The 15,126-nt window shown below is 26.2% G+C and carries 15 protein-coding genes; 9 read left to right on the top strand and 6 right to left on the bottom strand.

Features of this window, described 5'->3' with window-relative positions; genetic code table 11:
- Positions 1-384: 384 nt before the first annotated feature.
- From XO12_RS09200 to XO12_RS09185, 4 genes are read right to left on the bottom strand one after another with little or no spacing between them, the layout of a single operon-like run.
- On the bottom strand, positions 385-2,289 hold the full coding sequence (locus tag XO12_RS09200; RefSeq protein ID WP_084822663.1) for a chemotaxis protein CheA: 1,905 nt from the start codon (positions 2,287-2,289) through the stop codon (positions 385-387).
- Positions 2,282-2,653 carry a response regulator gene (locus XO12_RS09195; RefSeq protein WP_047265990.1) on the bottom strand — a complete coding sequence of 124 codons (372 nt, stop codon included), beginning with the start codon at positions 2,651-2,653 and terminating at the stop codon, positions 2,282-2,284. The genes XO12_RS09200 and XO12_RS09195 overlap by 8 nt, the downstream gene beginning before the upstream one ends.
- Positions 2,628-3,488, bottom strand: coding sequence for a protein-glutamate O-methyltransferase CheR (locus XO12_RS09190; protein ID WP_175420171.1), 861 nt, complete (start codon positions 3,486-3,488; stop codon positions 2,628-2,630). Before XO12_RS09190 ends, XO12_RS09195 begins: the two co-directional genes overlap by 26 nt.
- Positions 3,485-4,534 carry a HEAT repeat domain-containing protein gene (locus XO12_RS09185; protein WP_175420170.1) on the bottom strand — a complete coding sequence of 350 codons (1,050 nt, stop codon included), beginning with the start codon at positions 4,532-4,534 and terminating at the stop codon, positions 3,485-3,487. The genes XO12_RS09190 and XO12_RS09185 overlap by 4 nt, the downstream gene beginning before the upstream one ends.
- A gap of 184 nt (positions 4,535-4,718) precedes the next feature.
- On the opposite strand from XO12_RS09185, the gene XO12_RS09180 reads away from it, so the two are divergent.
- Together XO12_RS09180 and XO12_RS09175 are read left to right on the top strand one after the other, a co-directional pair.
- Positions 4,719-5,717, top strand: a complete 999-nt coding sequence (locus XO12_RS09180) for a sensor histidine kinase (RefSeq protein ID WP_047267299.1) — start codon at positions 4,719-4,721, stop codon at positions 5,715-5,717.
- A 2-nt stretch (positions 5,718-5,719) separates the two neighbouring features.
- Positions 5,720-6,124 carry a response regulator transcription factor gene (locus tag XO12_RS09175; RefSeq protein WP_047265986.1) on the top strand — a complete coding sequence of 135 codons (405 nt, stop codon included), beginning with the start codon at positions 5,720-5,722 and terminating at the stop codon, positions 6,122-6,124.
- A gap of 262 nt (positions 6,125-6,386) precedes the next feature.
- Here XO12_RS09175 and nadE read toward each other — a convergent pair whose 3' ends face one another.
- Positions 6,387-7,220 (bottom strand): NAD(+) synthase, encoded by an 834-nt coding sequence (gene nadE / locus XO12_RS09170; RefSeq protein WP_175420169.1) that lies wholly within the window; start codon positions 7,218-7,220, stop codon positions 6,387-6,389.
- A gap of 115 nt (positions 7,221-7,335) precedes the next feature.
- Here nadE and XO12_RS09165 point away from each other — a divergent pair, with 115 nt between their 5' ends.
- Positions 7,336-8,625 carry a chemotaxis protein CheW gene (locus XO12_RS09165; RefSeq protein ID WP_175420168.1) on the top strand — a complete coding sequence of 430 codons (1,290 nt, stop codon included), beginning with the start codon at positions 7,336-7,338 and terminating at the stop codon, positions 8,623-8,625.
- Positions 8,626-8,831: 206 nt separating this feature from the next.
- Positions 8,832-9,977 carry an AAA family ATPase gene (locus tag XO12_RS09160; RefSeq protein WP_175420167.1) on the top strand — a complete coding sequence of 382 codons (1,146 nt, stop codon included), beginning with the start codon at positions 8,832-8,834 and terminating at the stop codon, positions 9,975-9,977.
- 178 nt (positions 9,978-10,155) lie between these two features.
- On the opposite strand, the gene XO12_RS09155 is transcribed toward XO12_RS09160, so the two are convergent.
- Positions 10,156-10,980 carry an ATP-dependent Clp protease proteolytic subunit gene (locus tag XO12_RS09155; RefSeq protein ID WP_047265982.1) on the bottom strand — a complete coding sequence of 275 codons (825 nt, stop codon included), beginning with the start codon at positions 10,978-10,980 and terminating at the stop codon, positions 10,156-10,158.
- A 220-nt stretch (positions 10,981-11,200) separates the two neighbouring features.
- Between XO12_RS09155 and XO12_RS09150 the strand changes: the two genes are divergently transcribed.
- From XO12_RS09150 to XO12_RS09130, 5 genes are all read left to right on the top strand, one after another.
- A complete protein-coding gene (locus tag XO12_RS09150; RefSeq protein ID WP_052913212.1) occupies positions 11,201-11,686 on the top strand; it encodes a methylated-DNA--[protein]-cysteine S-methyltransferase in 486 nt (161 codons plus the stop codon).
- A 111-nt stretch (positions 11,687-11,797) separates the two neighbouring features.
- Positions 11,798-13,051, top strand: a complete 1,254-nt coding sequence (locus XO12_RS09145) for a nicotinate phosphoribosyltransferase (RefSeq protein WP_047266015.1) — start codon at positions 11,798-11,800, stop codon at positions 13,049-13,051.
- Position 13,052: 1 nt separating this feature from the next.
- On the top strand, positions 13,053-13,928 hold the full coding sequence (pdxS, locus tag XO12_RS09140; RefSeq protein WP_047265981.1) for a pyridoxal 5'-phosphate synthase lyase subunit PdxS: 876 nt from the start codon (positions 13,053-13,055) through the stop codon (positions 13,926-13,928).
- Position 13,929: 1 nt separating this feature from the next.
- Positions 13,930-14,508: a pyridoxal 5'-phosphate synthase glutaminase subunit PdxT gene (gene pdxT, locus XO12_RS09135; protein ID WP_175420166.1), complete on the top strand. Its 579-nt coding sequence runs from the start codon at positions 13,930-13,932 to the stop codon at positions 14,506-14,508.
- Positions 14,508-15,125, top strand: a complete 618-nt coding sequence (locus XO12_RS09130; protein ID WP_047265980.1) for a hypothetical protein — start codon at positions 14,508-14,510, stop codon at positions 15,123-15,125. Before pdxT ends, XO12_RS09130 begins: the two co-directional genes overlap by 1 nt.
- The last annotated feature ends 1 nt before the right edge of the window (position 15,126 follow it).

Genomic DNA, 15,126 nt, shown 5'->3' with positions numbered 1-15,126 from the left:
TTTATTTATATTTTTAAGTCTGCCAAATTTATTAAAATTAAAGCGTCTAAGTTTTTTAGTTCTTTTTAGTTTTTTCCATTATTTGTATTTCTTTCTTTGATATATACATATTTTTACACAATACTTAATTTAAGCATATACTCTCATTTGTATTTCTCATTGATTGTTTTTGTCTTTATTTCACTTTTCATATTTATTTTCTACTTTTTTGTCCCCTTTTCTTTCCTCTGGTTTATTTTTTACTTTGTTTTCTGGATTGCCTCTCTCTAAATTGAATTCGCTCTATCTTACTAATTAGTAATGAAATCTTTTCATTCAATTCAAAGGCTAATGTTGTTTTACCGATACCACCTTTTCTATTAGCAAACACAATAATTTCATTCATTATAGTACCAATTCAGTTGGTTTAAGTATTAAAACAACATCGCCATTTCCTAAAATTGTAGAGCCAAATATATAATCGTGTCTTAAATATTCTGGTAAAGGCTTCATCAAAAATTCGTTTTCTTCAATTATTTTATCTACTAATATAGCTATTTCTTCATTGTTATAGTTTAGAATAATCATAGGCATTAAATCATATTCATATTCTCTTTGAAGAATGTCTTCATATTCATATTTTTTATTTTCTAAAATCCCCCTTAAATCATAAACAGGAATTAACTCATCGTTATAGTCCATAAAAATAATATTTGAAAAATTATGTAATTTATCTTTACTTACTTTTATTATCTGTTCTAAATCATCAAAAGGGAATATATATTTTTCCTCTCCGCTATAAAACATAATACCTTTAACAATATAAAAAGAACTTGGTATTTTTAGAATAAATTTTGTTCCTTCATTAATTTTTGTTTCAACTGTAATAGTCCCGTTTAATTCCTCAATACTTGATTTAACTATATCCATCCCAATCCCACGACCAGATATTTCGTCTACATATTCAGAGGTGCTAAAACCCGGTTCAAATATATAATATATTATCTCTTCATCTGGTAAATTTACATTTAATCCTATTTTTTTCGCTTTTTCTTTAATTAATGCTGGATTTATACCTCTTCCATCATCGCTTATTTCAATAAAAACATAACCGCTTTCATAATATGATTTAATTTTGATTAATCCTTCTTTCCTTTTTCCAATATTTACCCTTTCTTCTGGCAGCTCTATTCCATGATCTATAGCATTTCTAATCAAATGCGTTAATGGATCAATTAATCGCTCTAATATTTGTCTATCAACCTCAACATCTCCACCTATTAATTCAAGATTTATTTCTTTATTCCTGTTTTTGGATAGCTCTCTTATCAACCTTTTATATTTATAAAACAATTCTTTTATTGGCACCATTTTTATCATTTTTATTTGATCCTGTAGCTCCATAGTTATCTTTTCGAGATTTAAGACAATACTTTTGTATTCTTTATATAAGTTTGAAGAAATATTTAATAATTCTTTTAATAGAAAATAAGAAGAATTCTTTAAAGTAATCAATTCACCTACTAAATTCATAATTTTATTTAATTTTTTTATATCAATTCTAATTGTTTCTGAAAATTCTGGTTTATAGTCTATTTCATATATATTATTTGATTTTGACTTAACAAATAATATATTATTAAAATCAATAATACACTTTCTCACCAGTTTTTTGTCATGATTTAATGCATTATCTATTATTTTCTGAAAACTCTGTATTAAATTTTCATTTTTAAGGCGTTTTAAAGCATTAAAAGCCGGATATGCCATTCTTTTCAATTGTGATTCATCATATTTTTCTGCATTTTCTAAATATTCGAAAAATTGTGAAGATATATTCAAAAAAACCTTTAATTTAGCATCTGTTTTATTTTTTTCTAATTCTTCAATATTATTTTTTATTCTATTTAAGAATGGAGTTATATCTATTGATTTATCCATATCTTCAAAAGATTTTGTCAAACTTTTCAATATATCTATACCTTCATATACTTTATCAATATTTCTTATATTTTCTGGATTTCTTTCAAATTCCAATACATAGTCTTCAAGAAAATGCGAAACTTTTTCTATTTTTTTTGCATTTTCAATATATTCTTTAGGAATATCCATAGATAAAAGCAATCTCGAAACACCCTTAATACTATGAAATGCTCTCATTAACGAATTTATAGATTTTGAATTTTGGTTATATTCAAAATCTATCATCACATTTTCAGCAAGATTTATATTTTCATTTAATTCTTCTTTAAAATCATTCAATATACTTTCAATAAAACTCTTATCAAAATGCATTTTCACTTTAGCCATCTCCCAATGCTAATTTCACACTTTCTACCAATGATTCTGGATCAGATGGCTTTACAATATAAAAATTTGCACCAACCTCAAAACCTTTCATTTTATCTGTTGATTTATCTAATGTTGTTATTATTATTATAGGTATATCTTTATAATTATCATCCTCTCTTATCTTTTTAATTAAAGAGAATCCATCAAGATTAGGCATGTTCAAATCAGTTAAAATTATATCTATTTTTTCTTCTCTATATAAAATATCTAAAGCTTTAGCTCCATCTTCAGCTTCATATATTTCATATCCTGCAGATTTTAAAATATTAGCGTGATAACTTCTCGTCATTTTAGAATCATCTATTATTAATATTTTGCGCATTAATTGTCCCCTCCCTAACAGGTTTTCTATATAAAATAAAATTATTAGCTTTAACAATTTGGAAAGCGTTTGTTATCCTGTTTATAGATTCAGAATGCCCAAGAAATATGTATCCACCATCATTCAACATTAAATAAAATCTTTCAATTATTCTCCTTCGAATATCATCTGTGAAATAAATAAATACATTTCTACAAAAAATAAAATCATAATTATTATCAAGTTTTTTATAAGTTTCATCTTCAATTAAATTTAAATTATAAATATTTACATTTTTTTTGATTTTTTCTTTTATTTTGTATAATCCTTTATTTAGTTTTTCAAAATACTTTTTCAAATATACCTGTGGAACATCCCTAATTGCATATTGACCATATATACCAGCCACTGCTTTTTTTACCATATTACCATCAATATCAAGAGCATCAATTTTAAATGAATAATTTGAATCAAGCATTTCGTTTAAAATTATAGACAATGTATAAGGTTCTTCTCCTGAAGCACATCCTGCTGAAAGAACTTTTATTGTTTTATTCTTTTTATGTTCTAAAACTTCCTTCAATGCATATTCTGCAAAAGTTTGCAATTGAAGAAATTCTCTAAAAAAATATGTTTCATTTACTGTAATTTCGTTAATGAGTTTCGCCATTTCAATATCTGCATATTCGCTGTTTTTTAAAAAATTAAAATATATTTCAGGATCATCTAACATCAATTTTCTCATTCTTCTGAGAACTCGATTCTTAAAATAATATATTCTTTTATCTTCGACATATATTCCTGTTTTTTCATATATATAATCCCTCAACTGATTAAAGTTTAACACATCTATCATTCTTCTATCTCCAAATCTTTAAATATTTCTTCCGCCATAAATTTCATTTGTTCAGGAAGTTCGTTTATCTTATTTAGCATTTCTTTTTTCAGTGAAATTATTTTTCTTTCATTTACAATTTCTACCGCAGCTATTAATCCCTCATTTTTTAAATGCACTATATTATTCTTTAATATCTCAACAATTTCATCTTCTAAAAGATTATTTAAAATTATCAATATATCATATTTATATTCATCTGGAATATTTTCTTTTAAGAGTTCCGATAAAATATCTAATATTTCTTTTTTTAATTTAGAGTAAATGTAGATTTTTTTTGCATGTTTTGAAAGAAAATCCAAAAATTCTTTTAATATTAACTCCTTTTTTTCTGATCTTTTGAAAAACTCCACACATTCATACATATCTTTTCTTTTAAATATATATTTTGCATATGGAATATACAAATATGTACTATTAATGGTTTTAAGCTTTTCGCTTACTATCCTATCTGTATTTTCATTACCAATAATAGATAGCGTTTCTAAGATTGTAGAAATCAAAAATAAATTTTTTGTATTCGACAATTTTAATGCTATTTTTTCTGCATATTTCCTCGCTCCAAGCAATCCCAGATATTCTACAGCTGCTATTTGATTATTTATATCAGAATCATCGAGGCATTTTGCAATTAATGGAATAGCTTCTTTTGCATCTGTTCTATATAAACCATCTAATGCATATTTTCTAAAATCCTTATCTTCCGATTCTAACAATTTACTTAAAACCTTCATTTTTTTTGAAAAACTTAAAAGAGAGAGCATAAGCTCTTTAAGTAATAAATTTTCCTCTTTCAATAATTCCAGAAAGATATCATCCGATATACTGTCTAAATTTAAATGCTTTAAAGTATAAATAATGGATTCTTGTATGATGATATCGTTTTCATTTTTTAATATAACTAAAAGTTCCTTTGCAAAGACATCTCTTTTTTCATTTTCTATAATTTTAAGAGCTTTTAAAACTTCATTTTTGTCCTTTGAATAAAGCATAGTATGAAGTTCCATAAAAGTCACCTCTATTATTATAAATACCAAACTTATGATTATACCGGATATAAATTTTACTTTTTATTTGAAAAATAGTATAATATAATATATATTATTAATCTTTATTTAAATTATATCACAAAAATTAGAACATAGAAACTCCAAATTATATACTATATTTTTCAAAATAAAGGTGATTTTTATGAATTTAAAAAATAATAATAATTCGGAGATTCTTCAGTCATTACTCGATTTTTCACTAAAAATTTCTTCACTTTATATTTCTTTAAATACACTCAACAAGAGTGAAATAATTGATAATTTTATCAGCTTATTAGTTGATTATAAACTTATTTCCAGTTATTCGATATATAAAAAATCAAAATATCAATTTAATATATTTGGACACAAATATTACTATAATATAGATGACAATATTCCAACAAATATAAAAGAATATATTATAAAAATGATAAATACACACTCATCAATACTTGAATACACCTTTAAACATATACATCATCAAAAAGATTTTGATTATCTAAATATAGCAAATAACCTTATTATTGGGATGTTTCATGAAATAAATAATCCTTTATCTGTAATTTTAATGAAAACAGAAATGCTTTCAAAAAATATTGATAAAAAATATGAAAAGGATATTAAATTAATTTCTGATAATCTATACAAAATAATTGAAATAACAAATCTTTTCAGAAGTCTTGTAAAAAGAACTGAAATTAAATCCAGACTTAATTTAATAGATATACTAAAAAGTGTTGTGAAATTCATGAGATACAAAGCCGGTTCAAAAATTGAAATAAATCTTAACTACGAAAATAATTCATATTATATATACGGAAATAAACAGGAGTTAATGATAGTTTTTTCAAATCTCATAGAGAATTCAATTGAAGCTATACAAGAAACAAATAAAAATGGAATTATCAATATTCAACTTGAAAAGTTACCTACATTTTATATTGTTACAATAAAAGATAATGGCATTGGAATTTCAGATAAAAATATAAACAGAATTTTTGAACCATTTTTCACTACAAAATCCAAAAGAGGTATGGGATATGGATTATTCTTTGTTTATAATATTTGTATGAAGCATAATATAGAAATCAATGTTGAAAGTAATTTTAAAAAGGGAACAAAATTTATTTTAAAAATTCCAAAAGTAAAGGAGGAATAGTTATGTCATGGAAAATTTTAATAGTTGATGACGAATCTGGAATAAGAGAAGTTTTAAAAGACTATATTGAAATGAATTTCGAACACACAAAAATAGAAACTGCAGAAAATGCTGATATTGCTCTAAAAAAAATAAATGAAGATCAATTTCACGTTGTTTTATTGGATATTGTAATGCCAGGATTAGATGCTTTTGAATTTTTAAAAAAAGTAAAAAATTTAAACTCTTTAATTCATATAATAATGATTACAGGAAATTCTACAATGGAAAGAGTTGTTGAAGCCATAGAAGCTGGTGCAGATGATTATATATTAAAACCTTTTTCAACAAAAGAAATAGAAGAAATTTTAAAATGTTCATTTGCAAAAATAGAAAGATGGAGAAACGCTTTTAGAAACTCATTTTAATTTTTTATTATAAGAGTGCCCAAAAAGTCAAATTCACTCAGACAGCGATTATCCTTAAAATTATTCATTCTCAGCCGTCGCTCAAACAATACATCGTGTATTGTTTCGCGGCATTACATCCATGTAATTTTGACGGATTCCATTCACGCTTAGATTTTTTAGGTATAAAAAATCTAAGGGAAAAGGAGAGCGGTAGCGTGTAAGGGCAATCTTCGAGCCTTCATTTCATTTTAGACTTTTTAGACATGCTATCTATAAATATTTAATAAAAATCCATATGAATATTTTTAATTTCTCTATATTTTGCAGCTTTTAAAATCATTTTCACCTTTTTTACCATATCTGAATTTTCATCAGATAAATCCTTATTGTTCTCTATTTTTAACAAAATCCTATCCAAATCTTTATAAGATATACCTATGGCGTATTCGTCAGTAATTCCGGGAATCAAATCTGGCGATGGCGACTTGCTTATTATTTTTTCTGGAATATTTAATTCTTTTGCCAAATCAAATACCTGTGTTTTATATAAATGCATTATTGGTTCTATATCCACAGAATCATCTCCATATTTAACATAAAAACCTACTTTTAATTCCGTTTTATTTGTTGTACCAATTACAGCATAATTAATTTGCTCTGCATAAAAATACAATAATACCATTCTTATTCTATGTTTTATTCTATAATAAGCCAATCCTTTCAAAAAATCCTTATCACCTTTATTCATTAAATCATCTGTATAGTTTCTTTTTTTAAATTCCTTTCTCACATATTTTTCCTGAATTTTTCTTGGAATAAAAAATGTGGAAGGTTCTAAATTATAAACTCCAATTTTCTTTAATATTGGAGAAATATTTATGACTTTATATTTTATACCAAGAAATTCACATACCATTTTTGCATCATTAACAGTTTCAGGTGATGAATCCCTTTCTGGCAAAATTAAGCCCATCACATTGCTATTTCCAATGGCCTCTACACAGAGTTTTCCAACAACTGCTGAATCTATACCTCCACTAATGCCTATAACAACTCCATTATAATTGTATTTTTTTAAATTTTCTACAATAAACTTTTTAATCATGTCAATCATAATTTCCCCCCAATACTGATCTCAATAATATTATAACTTATATTATGAAAAATAACAAATTTTGTTGTATAATATAAATATAAGATTAATAAATTGAATGAAAGGTGGTGAAGAGATGCCACAATATATAACGATAATATTAAACAAAGAAAAATATGCGTTAAATATGGAAAATGTACAGGAGGTCATAAAAAAGTATAATATTGTAAAAATTCCAGGAGCAGATGATTATATTATTGGGATAATAAATCTTCGAGATAAAACAATCCCTATAATGAATCTAAAAAATAAATTAAATTTAAAAGGCGTTATAACAGATGATTATAAAATTGTAATTTTAACAAAAAAAGGAAATAAACTTGGAGTTATAGTAGACGATACTACAGAAATAATAAATGTAGAAAAACAGAATATAGAAAAACTTAAAAATTCCGAATTTTATTCAAATGTTATTAGAGCAAATAATAATGTATATAAGGTTATAGATATTGATAAAATATTTGATATTAATTTAAAAAATCTTGTAGAAAAAGATGAAAAGGATAAAGAAAAAATTCATGAAAATTTAATTCAGATACTAAAATTCAAATTAGGAAATGAGATAATGGCAATACCTGTGGAGAATGTACAGGAAATAGTTAAAAAACCAGAAATATATACAGTACCAGATATGCCAGAATTTATAAAAGGAGTTACATCATTAAGAGGAGAAATTATACAGATAATAGATTTAAATTCCATATTTAAAAAAAGGGATATTAATTTAAAAGAGTTAATAATAACGAAAATAAATGGGATAAAATTTGGACTGCACGTTGAAGAGATTAAAAATATCGTAAGTATAAAAGAGGAAGATATAAACAAATTACCCATAACTTCAAAAAATTCTAAAATAATTGGTGTAATAAATTTACGTGATGAAATAATTGCTCTATTAAATTTAGAAAAAATATTTGATGAACTTGGACTAACAATAAAAGAAGATTTATTAAAAGAAGAAAAAATTATTGAAAAGAGTGAAGAATCAAAATTATATTTAATTTTCAAACTTTTAAAAGAGCATTATGCCATAGAAATAGAAAAAGTAAGGGAAGTTACGGTAGTCGAAAAAACAACAGATGTTGTAAATATAAGAGGTGAAGTAATTCACCTGATAGATTTAAACCAGATATTTTATAAAAAAAACAATAATTCTAAAAACGTAGTGATAATAAAAGGGCAGAATAAAGATTATGGTTTAATTGTGGATGAAGTTGATGAAATAAAAAGGGCAGAAATTCATGAGATAGAATCTGTTCCAGAAGAAATTCAATCATCTACATCAAGCGGCAAGTATTTAAAAAATATTATTAATAAAAAAGATTTATTGATTTTTGTTCTTGATCCTGAGAAAATAACTCAATAAATTCATAAGATATATAAATAAGACCAGGTATTTCCTGGTCTTATTTATTTTTTATATGATACAGTAAAATTTGAAACTCCATTTTTGAGAGTTTCTTATATTGTCGAAGATAGTCGAAATTTGTCGAAGTTGTCGACTATGTCGAAGATAATATGGTATAATATATGTAAATAATAAATTATAATATTATACAAAGAGGTGTAATAATGGAATTAGGAAAAATAATAGAAAGACTTATAGATAAACCTTTAGATGAAAAAAATAAAAATTTACTTGTTAATAGAGATAAAGAATTTGAGTTGATTAATTTGATTATAAATTATCAACCATATGGAATATATGGAATATGTGGAGAGACTGGTATTGGCAAAACCACAGTTATAAATAACATACATACAGATTTTTATACTATAAAAATTTCTTTATCTCAAAGAGAAAGTCAGGATACAATATTATACGATATTTTATATAATATATCTGCAAAAACAGAAAAAGATATAGAAATATCCAGTGAAATAAAAGAATGGATTTTAGAGGAAATATCTTATATAAAAGGATTTGCAATAGGAGTTAAATTTTTTGGTAATGGTGATATATCTAATCAAAAACAGAAAACTCCAAGGTTTAATTATTTTAAGGCTAAAGAATATTTGAATAAATTAACTGATGAGTTGATAAAAAAATATAAAAAGGTTGTTTTAATAATTGATGAACTCGATAAAGAAAGCAAAAAAGAAGTTTTATTAGTTTTAGATAATTTAAAATTGGAATTACAAAAGGAAGGTTTTGTTGTTATGGTTTCATTACCATATTCTATTTATAGAGAATATAAATTTGATAGAATACATAGAAATGAGAGCGGAAATTTAGAAAATGTGATAAAAGATATTATATACTTAAGAGAATTTACTAATAGCGAAATAAAGGAAATTCTTATAAAAAGAATAAAAGAATTTATTTATTATTTTAATGAAAGTGTAATAGACCTAATTGTAGATTATTCTGATGGTAATCCAAGAGATGCTTTTTGGATAACTCAAAAGTTAGTTTTTGAAGCATTATCCAAAAAATTAAGTAAAATTGACAAAATATTTGCTGAAGAAACAATAAAGAATATTGTAAATGAATATTTAAATGAAATTTCTTTGACAGAAAAACAAAAATTAATGATAGACGAAGATTTGTTTCCAGGTAAGAAAGAAGAAATATTAAAAAAAGCAATAGAAAATATAAAATTTCCACGATCTACAGCATATTCTATTTTTGATAAATTATTAAAAACTGGGATAATAATTGAACAAAATGGAATTTACAGACTTTCAGGAAAAAGTAAATATTTGTATATAAATTAAAGTTGTCGAAGATAGTCGAAACTTGTCGAAGTTGTCGACTATGCCGAAAAGTTCTGAGGGATATCCTCAGAACTTTTATATTATTACATATTACACATATATATATTTAAAATTTTAATACTATATTATTATAATTGCAGTGATTAAAACCTATTATTCAAAGTTAAAACCAGATGTTCTATTTTTTATTTGTATAAGATACAAATTCTACAGTTCCTCTTTGTCTAATTGGTTGTGAATATAAATCCATTAGTGCATATACTTCTTCAGGCATATCTGTTGAAATATTTAATCCAAGTTCTTTAGCTTCTTCAACTGTTATTGGATAATCATGTGTCCATCTTCCTTCAGTTAATGTTCGAGATAATTCTTTAGCTTTTTCTTCATCCATATTATTCTTTAAAACATTAAAAATAAATCTTTGAACTTGAGATATAGATTTTTTTGCCACATCTGCTAATATTAATGTTTGATCATCAACCTTATCCACACCTTTTTGCTCTACAACTTTAACAATACTTGGTGCAGGGTTTTGACCTAATTGTGGATCAACAGGACCTAACACAGCATGTTTATCCATAATAATTTGGTCTGCAGCTAAAGAAATTAATGTTCCACCACTCATAGCATAATGTGGAACAATAACTCTTGTTTCGGCTGGATGATCATGTAAAGCTTTAGCTATTTGTGTAGCTGCTAAAACAAGTCCGCCTGGAGTATGTATAATTAAATCAATAGGTTTATCCTTTGGTGCTTTTCTAATAGCTCTTAAAATTTCTTCGCTATCCTCAACATTTATATATTTATAAAAAGGAAAACCTAAAAAACCCATACTTTCCTGTCTGTGAATTAAAGTAATAACAGTAGAGTTTCTTTTTTTTGATAAAGAGGATAATAATGCTTTTCTTCCGGCGATTAATTGTGCAAACTTCATTTGTGGTCCCATTAATATGTAGAAAATAAAAATCCACCATAATAAGGTACCTAAAAATCCTGTAGTCATAAAACTCCTCCTTTTAAATAATTCTATTATTGTAATTATAACATTATTTCATTTAAAAAACTAATATTCAATTAAAATATATAACCATGAAAAAAATTTCATAATTAAAAATTTTTAATTAATATTAAGGATTATTTGTCTATATTTGAAATATATTAGTATATGAATATCAAAGATTTTTTGGTATACTACAATAAAAGTATACAATGGAGATGATAAAATGAATAAATTTGTTATAAATGTTAATTATAGTAGTATAATAGGATTTGTGAAAAACAATAGAATTTTTAAAATAGAATTTTCTGCAGCAGCTAAAGAGTATTATGATGCATACACGAAAGATTTTTATTATAAAATTAAAGAGTATTTGTCCGGAAAAGATGTCTTAAATGAAATTCCATATGAAATACATTATAAAAGTGATTTTGAAAAAGATGTTCTTACCGCTTTAAAAAAAGTGAAGTTTGGAAATGTTGTTTCATACAAAGAGTTAGCAATAATGTCAGGCCATCCATACGCATCGAGGGCAGTTGGTAGTATTATGGCTAAAAACGTTTTACCTTTAATATTTCCATGTCATCGTGTAATAAAAAATAAAGGTATTCTTGGAAATTATGGCGGAAAATCTGAATTAAAAAAATATTTTTTAAGACTTGAAGGTTTAATAATAGAAAATGACAGAATAATTTCATATAACAAACTTTAACGAATATAAAACATTTAAGAATAAATTTAAATATATAATTAATTTGAGGTGATTAAATTGTCAAAAAGACTACATCCAAAAGTTTTTAAAGTCCCTATTGATAGAATAAGAATGGGGTATTATTCCGATAAATATTTTACGAGATATGTTGAGGTTTTGAAAAAAGACAAAAAGCACGTTAACGTGCTTTACCAATATTTTCCAAGAAAAGACTGTGTTGTGGTTGGGATTGATGAAGCATTAGCAATTTTACGTTTTGGAACAGGATATTATAAGAATGAAGAAAAAGCAAATGATTTATTTAACCAAATTTTAAATCTGGAAAAAGCACTTCAAAATGCAGCACATAATATGGATAAAGATGAACTTTTGAAGATAACATCAAAAAAATGGGATTTAAGAATGATGCTAAATGATTTATGGGTAGATAAATGGAATGAAATAGAAGTAAAAGCCTTATATGATGGCGATATTGCAAATAATATGGAACCAATTCTTACTATAGAAGGAGATCCAGCTTATTTTGGATATTTAGAAACAATATTACTCGGAGTACTTGCAAGGGCTACATCAACCGCAACAGCTGTAAAAAAAGTCGTAGATGTTGCGAATGGGAAGCCTATACTATTTTTCAGTGCAAGATTCGACCATTTCTGGGTACAAGCTACTGATGGTTACGCCGCTTTAAAAGCTGGTGCATTTGGTGTGTCAACAGATGCTAATGCAGATTATTGGGGTGTTGAATCAATGGGAACAATTCCTCATGCATTAATTGCATCATATGACGGCGATACAACAGAAGCAGCTATAGCTTTTGATAAACATATCGATGAAAAGGTAAATCGAATAGTACTTGTAGATTGGGATAATGATGTTATTGGAACAACATTAAAGTTAGTATCGAAATTTTATGAATATATTACTGGAAAAACATTTAAGCCAGGTATTACAGATCCATCTATAATAATAGGTGAAGGGAAAAATAAAATATGGGGAGTTAGATTTGATACATCTGGAAGTCTCCGGGATAAAAGCGTAATACCAAAAGATAGATCATCATTAGGAGTAAATCCGGAATTAGTATGGAGAGCAAGACAGATTTTTGATAGCAATGGGTTAAAAAATCTAAAAATACTTGTTTCTGGAGGATTTGATGCTGAAAAAATTAAATTATTTGAAACGTTAGATGTTCCCGTAGATAGTTATGGTGTTGGTTCAAAATTATTAAAAGAAAAAATAGATTTTACAGCAGATATCGTTGAGGTTAACGGAAAACATTGTGCAAAGGTTGGAAGAAAAAAAGGTGATTTATCCCGATTAACTACAATTTCAAAAAAATATTGGGAAGAAAAGGGAGGCATATAAAATGGAAAAAGGTACATGGGTGGTAAAAAAAGGGTTTGCAGAAATGTTTAAAAATGGTGTTATTATGGACGTAACAACAGCAGAACAAGCAAAAATTGCTGAAGAAGCTGGTGCAGTTGCCGTTATGGCACTTGAAAGAGTTCCTGCAGATATTAGAAAAGCTGGTGGAGTTGCAAGAATGGCAAGCATTTCTAAAATAAAAGAAATAATGGAAGCAGTTTCAATTCCAGTTATGGCAAAGGTTAGAATTGGCCATATTGCTGAAGCAAGAATTTTAGAAGCTTTAGGTGTGGATTTTATAGATGAATCAGAAGTTTTAACTCCTGCTGATAATAAATATCATTTAAACAAACATGATTATAAAGTACCATTTGTTTGTGGAGCAAGAAATTTAGGTGAAGCTTTAAGAAGAATAGCAGAAGGTGCTGCAATGATTAGAACAAAAGGTGAAGCTGGAACAGGAAATGTTGTAGAAGCGGTTAAACATATGAGACAGGTCATGGATGAAGTAAGATTAGTTCAAAATATGCCAGAGGAAGAATTGGTAACTTATGCAAAACAAATTGGAGCTCCTGTTGATTTAGTTGCAGAGGTTAAGAAATTAGGAAGACTACCTGTAGTTAATTTTGCAGCAGGTGGTGTAGCAACACCGGCAGATGCTGCATTAATGATGTTATTAGGTGCAGATGGGGTTTTCGTTGGTTCAGGTATTTTTAAATCAAAAGAACCTAAAAAAATGGCAAAAGCTATAGTTGAAGCCGTGTTACATTATGATGATCCAGAGAAATTGGCAAAAATAAGCGAAGATGTTGGTGAAGCTATGGAGGGATTGGAAATAGACCAATTGGATGTTCATTTACAGGAAAGAGGTTGGTAAGGTGAAAATTGGTGTATTGGGTGTTCAGGGAGATATTCGTGAACATGCAAATATGATTGAAAAAATAGGACATACACCCGTTAGAGTTAAATCTATAGAAACCTTAAATAATGTTGCTGGTTTAATAATACCTGGTGGTGAAAGTACTACTATATCAAAACTGATGAAAAAAGTTGGTTTATGGGAAGAATTAAAGAAAAAAGCCATGAATGGATTTCCAGTTTTTGGAACATGTGCAGGAATGATAGTTGTTTCTAAGGGGATAGCTAATTATCCCCAACAAGAAACAATGGGATTAATAGATATATATGTTGAAAGAAATGCATATGGAAGACAGGTATTTTCTTTTGAGGAGATTTTAAGTTTTCAAGGAAAAGATATAAAAGTTACATTTATAAGAGCTCCAAAAATAGTAAAATATGGAGAAAATATTGAAAGATTAATAGAATTCAAGGATGCACCAGTTCTTGTTAGACAGGATAATATTTTAGTTGCCTCATTTCATCCAGAAATAGAAGATGACCCTTCAGTTCATCAATATTTTATAGAACAAATGGTGGCAAAAAAGCAGGTGAAATAATGATACCTTTACATGGATTTTTATCTCATTTTGTTGCAGATCATGCATTTTCTAATGTATATTCTGAAAAATTAAAATCAAAGAATAATTTAACAACACATATAGCGTGGAGTATTATATCTATTTTAGCATTTACATTTGACTCATTAAAAAATCCTTTTGGGATAATAGCTTTTTTAGTTTTAATCACATATCATATATTTATTGATATATATAGAATAAAAGGAACAAATTTAAAAAGAGAAATTTTATATCTTATAGGTGCTTTGATTATTAATCTAATATTTTATAAAGTTTATATGAATTCATATATTTCAAATGAATTTATATATTATTTAATTGGAATGATGGTTGCCACAAGTTTTGGTTCATTTATTGAAAGAACATATAATATCATTGATAAACAGATAAAAGATACAGCAGGTGCTTCTGAAAGACTGGCAATATATATATTTCTCAGTAAATTTAAAATAGAATGGGTATTAATCTCAATATTTGCTGGTTTATTATATAGATTTTTTATCGTAAAACAAAAATCTAAAGAATGGATTTTTTCACCTGTTTATGGTGTTATAATATCATCTATCTGGCTGTTGATTATGAAAGGTATTTTCTAAG

The organism is Marinitoga sp. 1154 (genome assembly GCF_013363285.1).
GTDB lineage: Bacteria > Thermotogota > Thermotogae > Petrotogales > Petrotogaceae > Marinitoga.
Note: the sequence above shows the minus strand (reverse complement) of the source record. Positions and strands in the feature narration are given on the sequence as shown.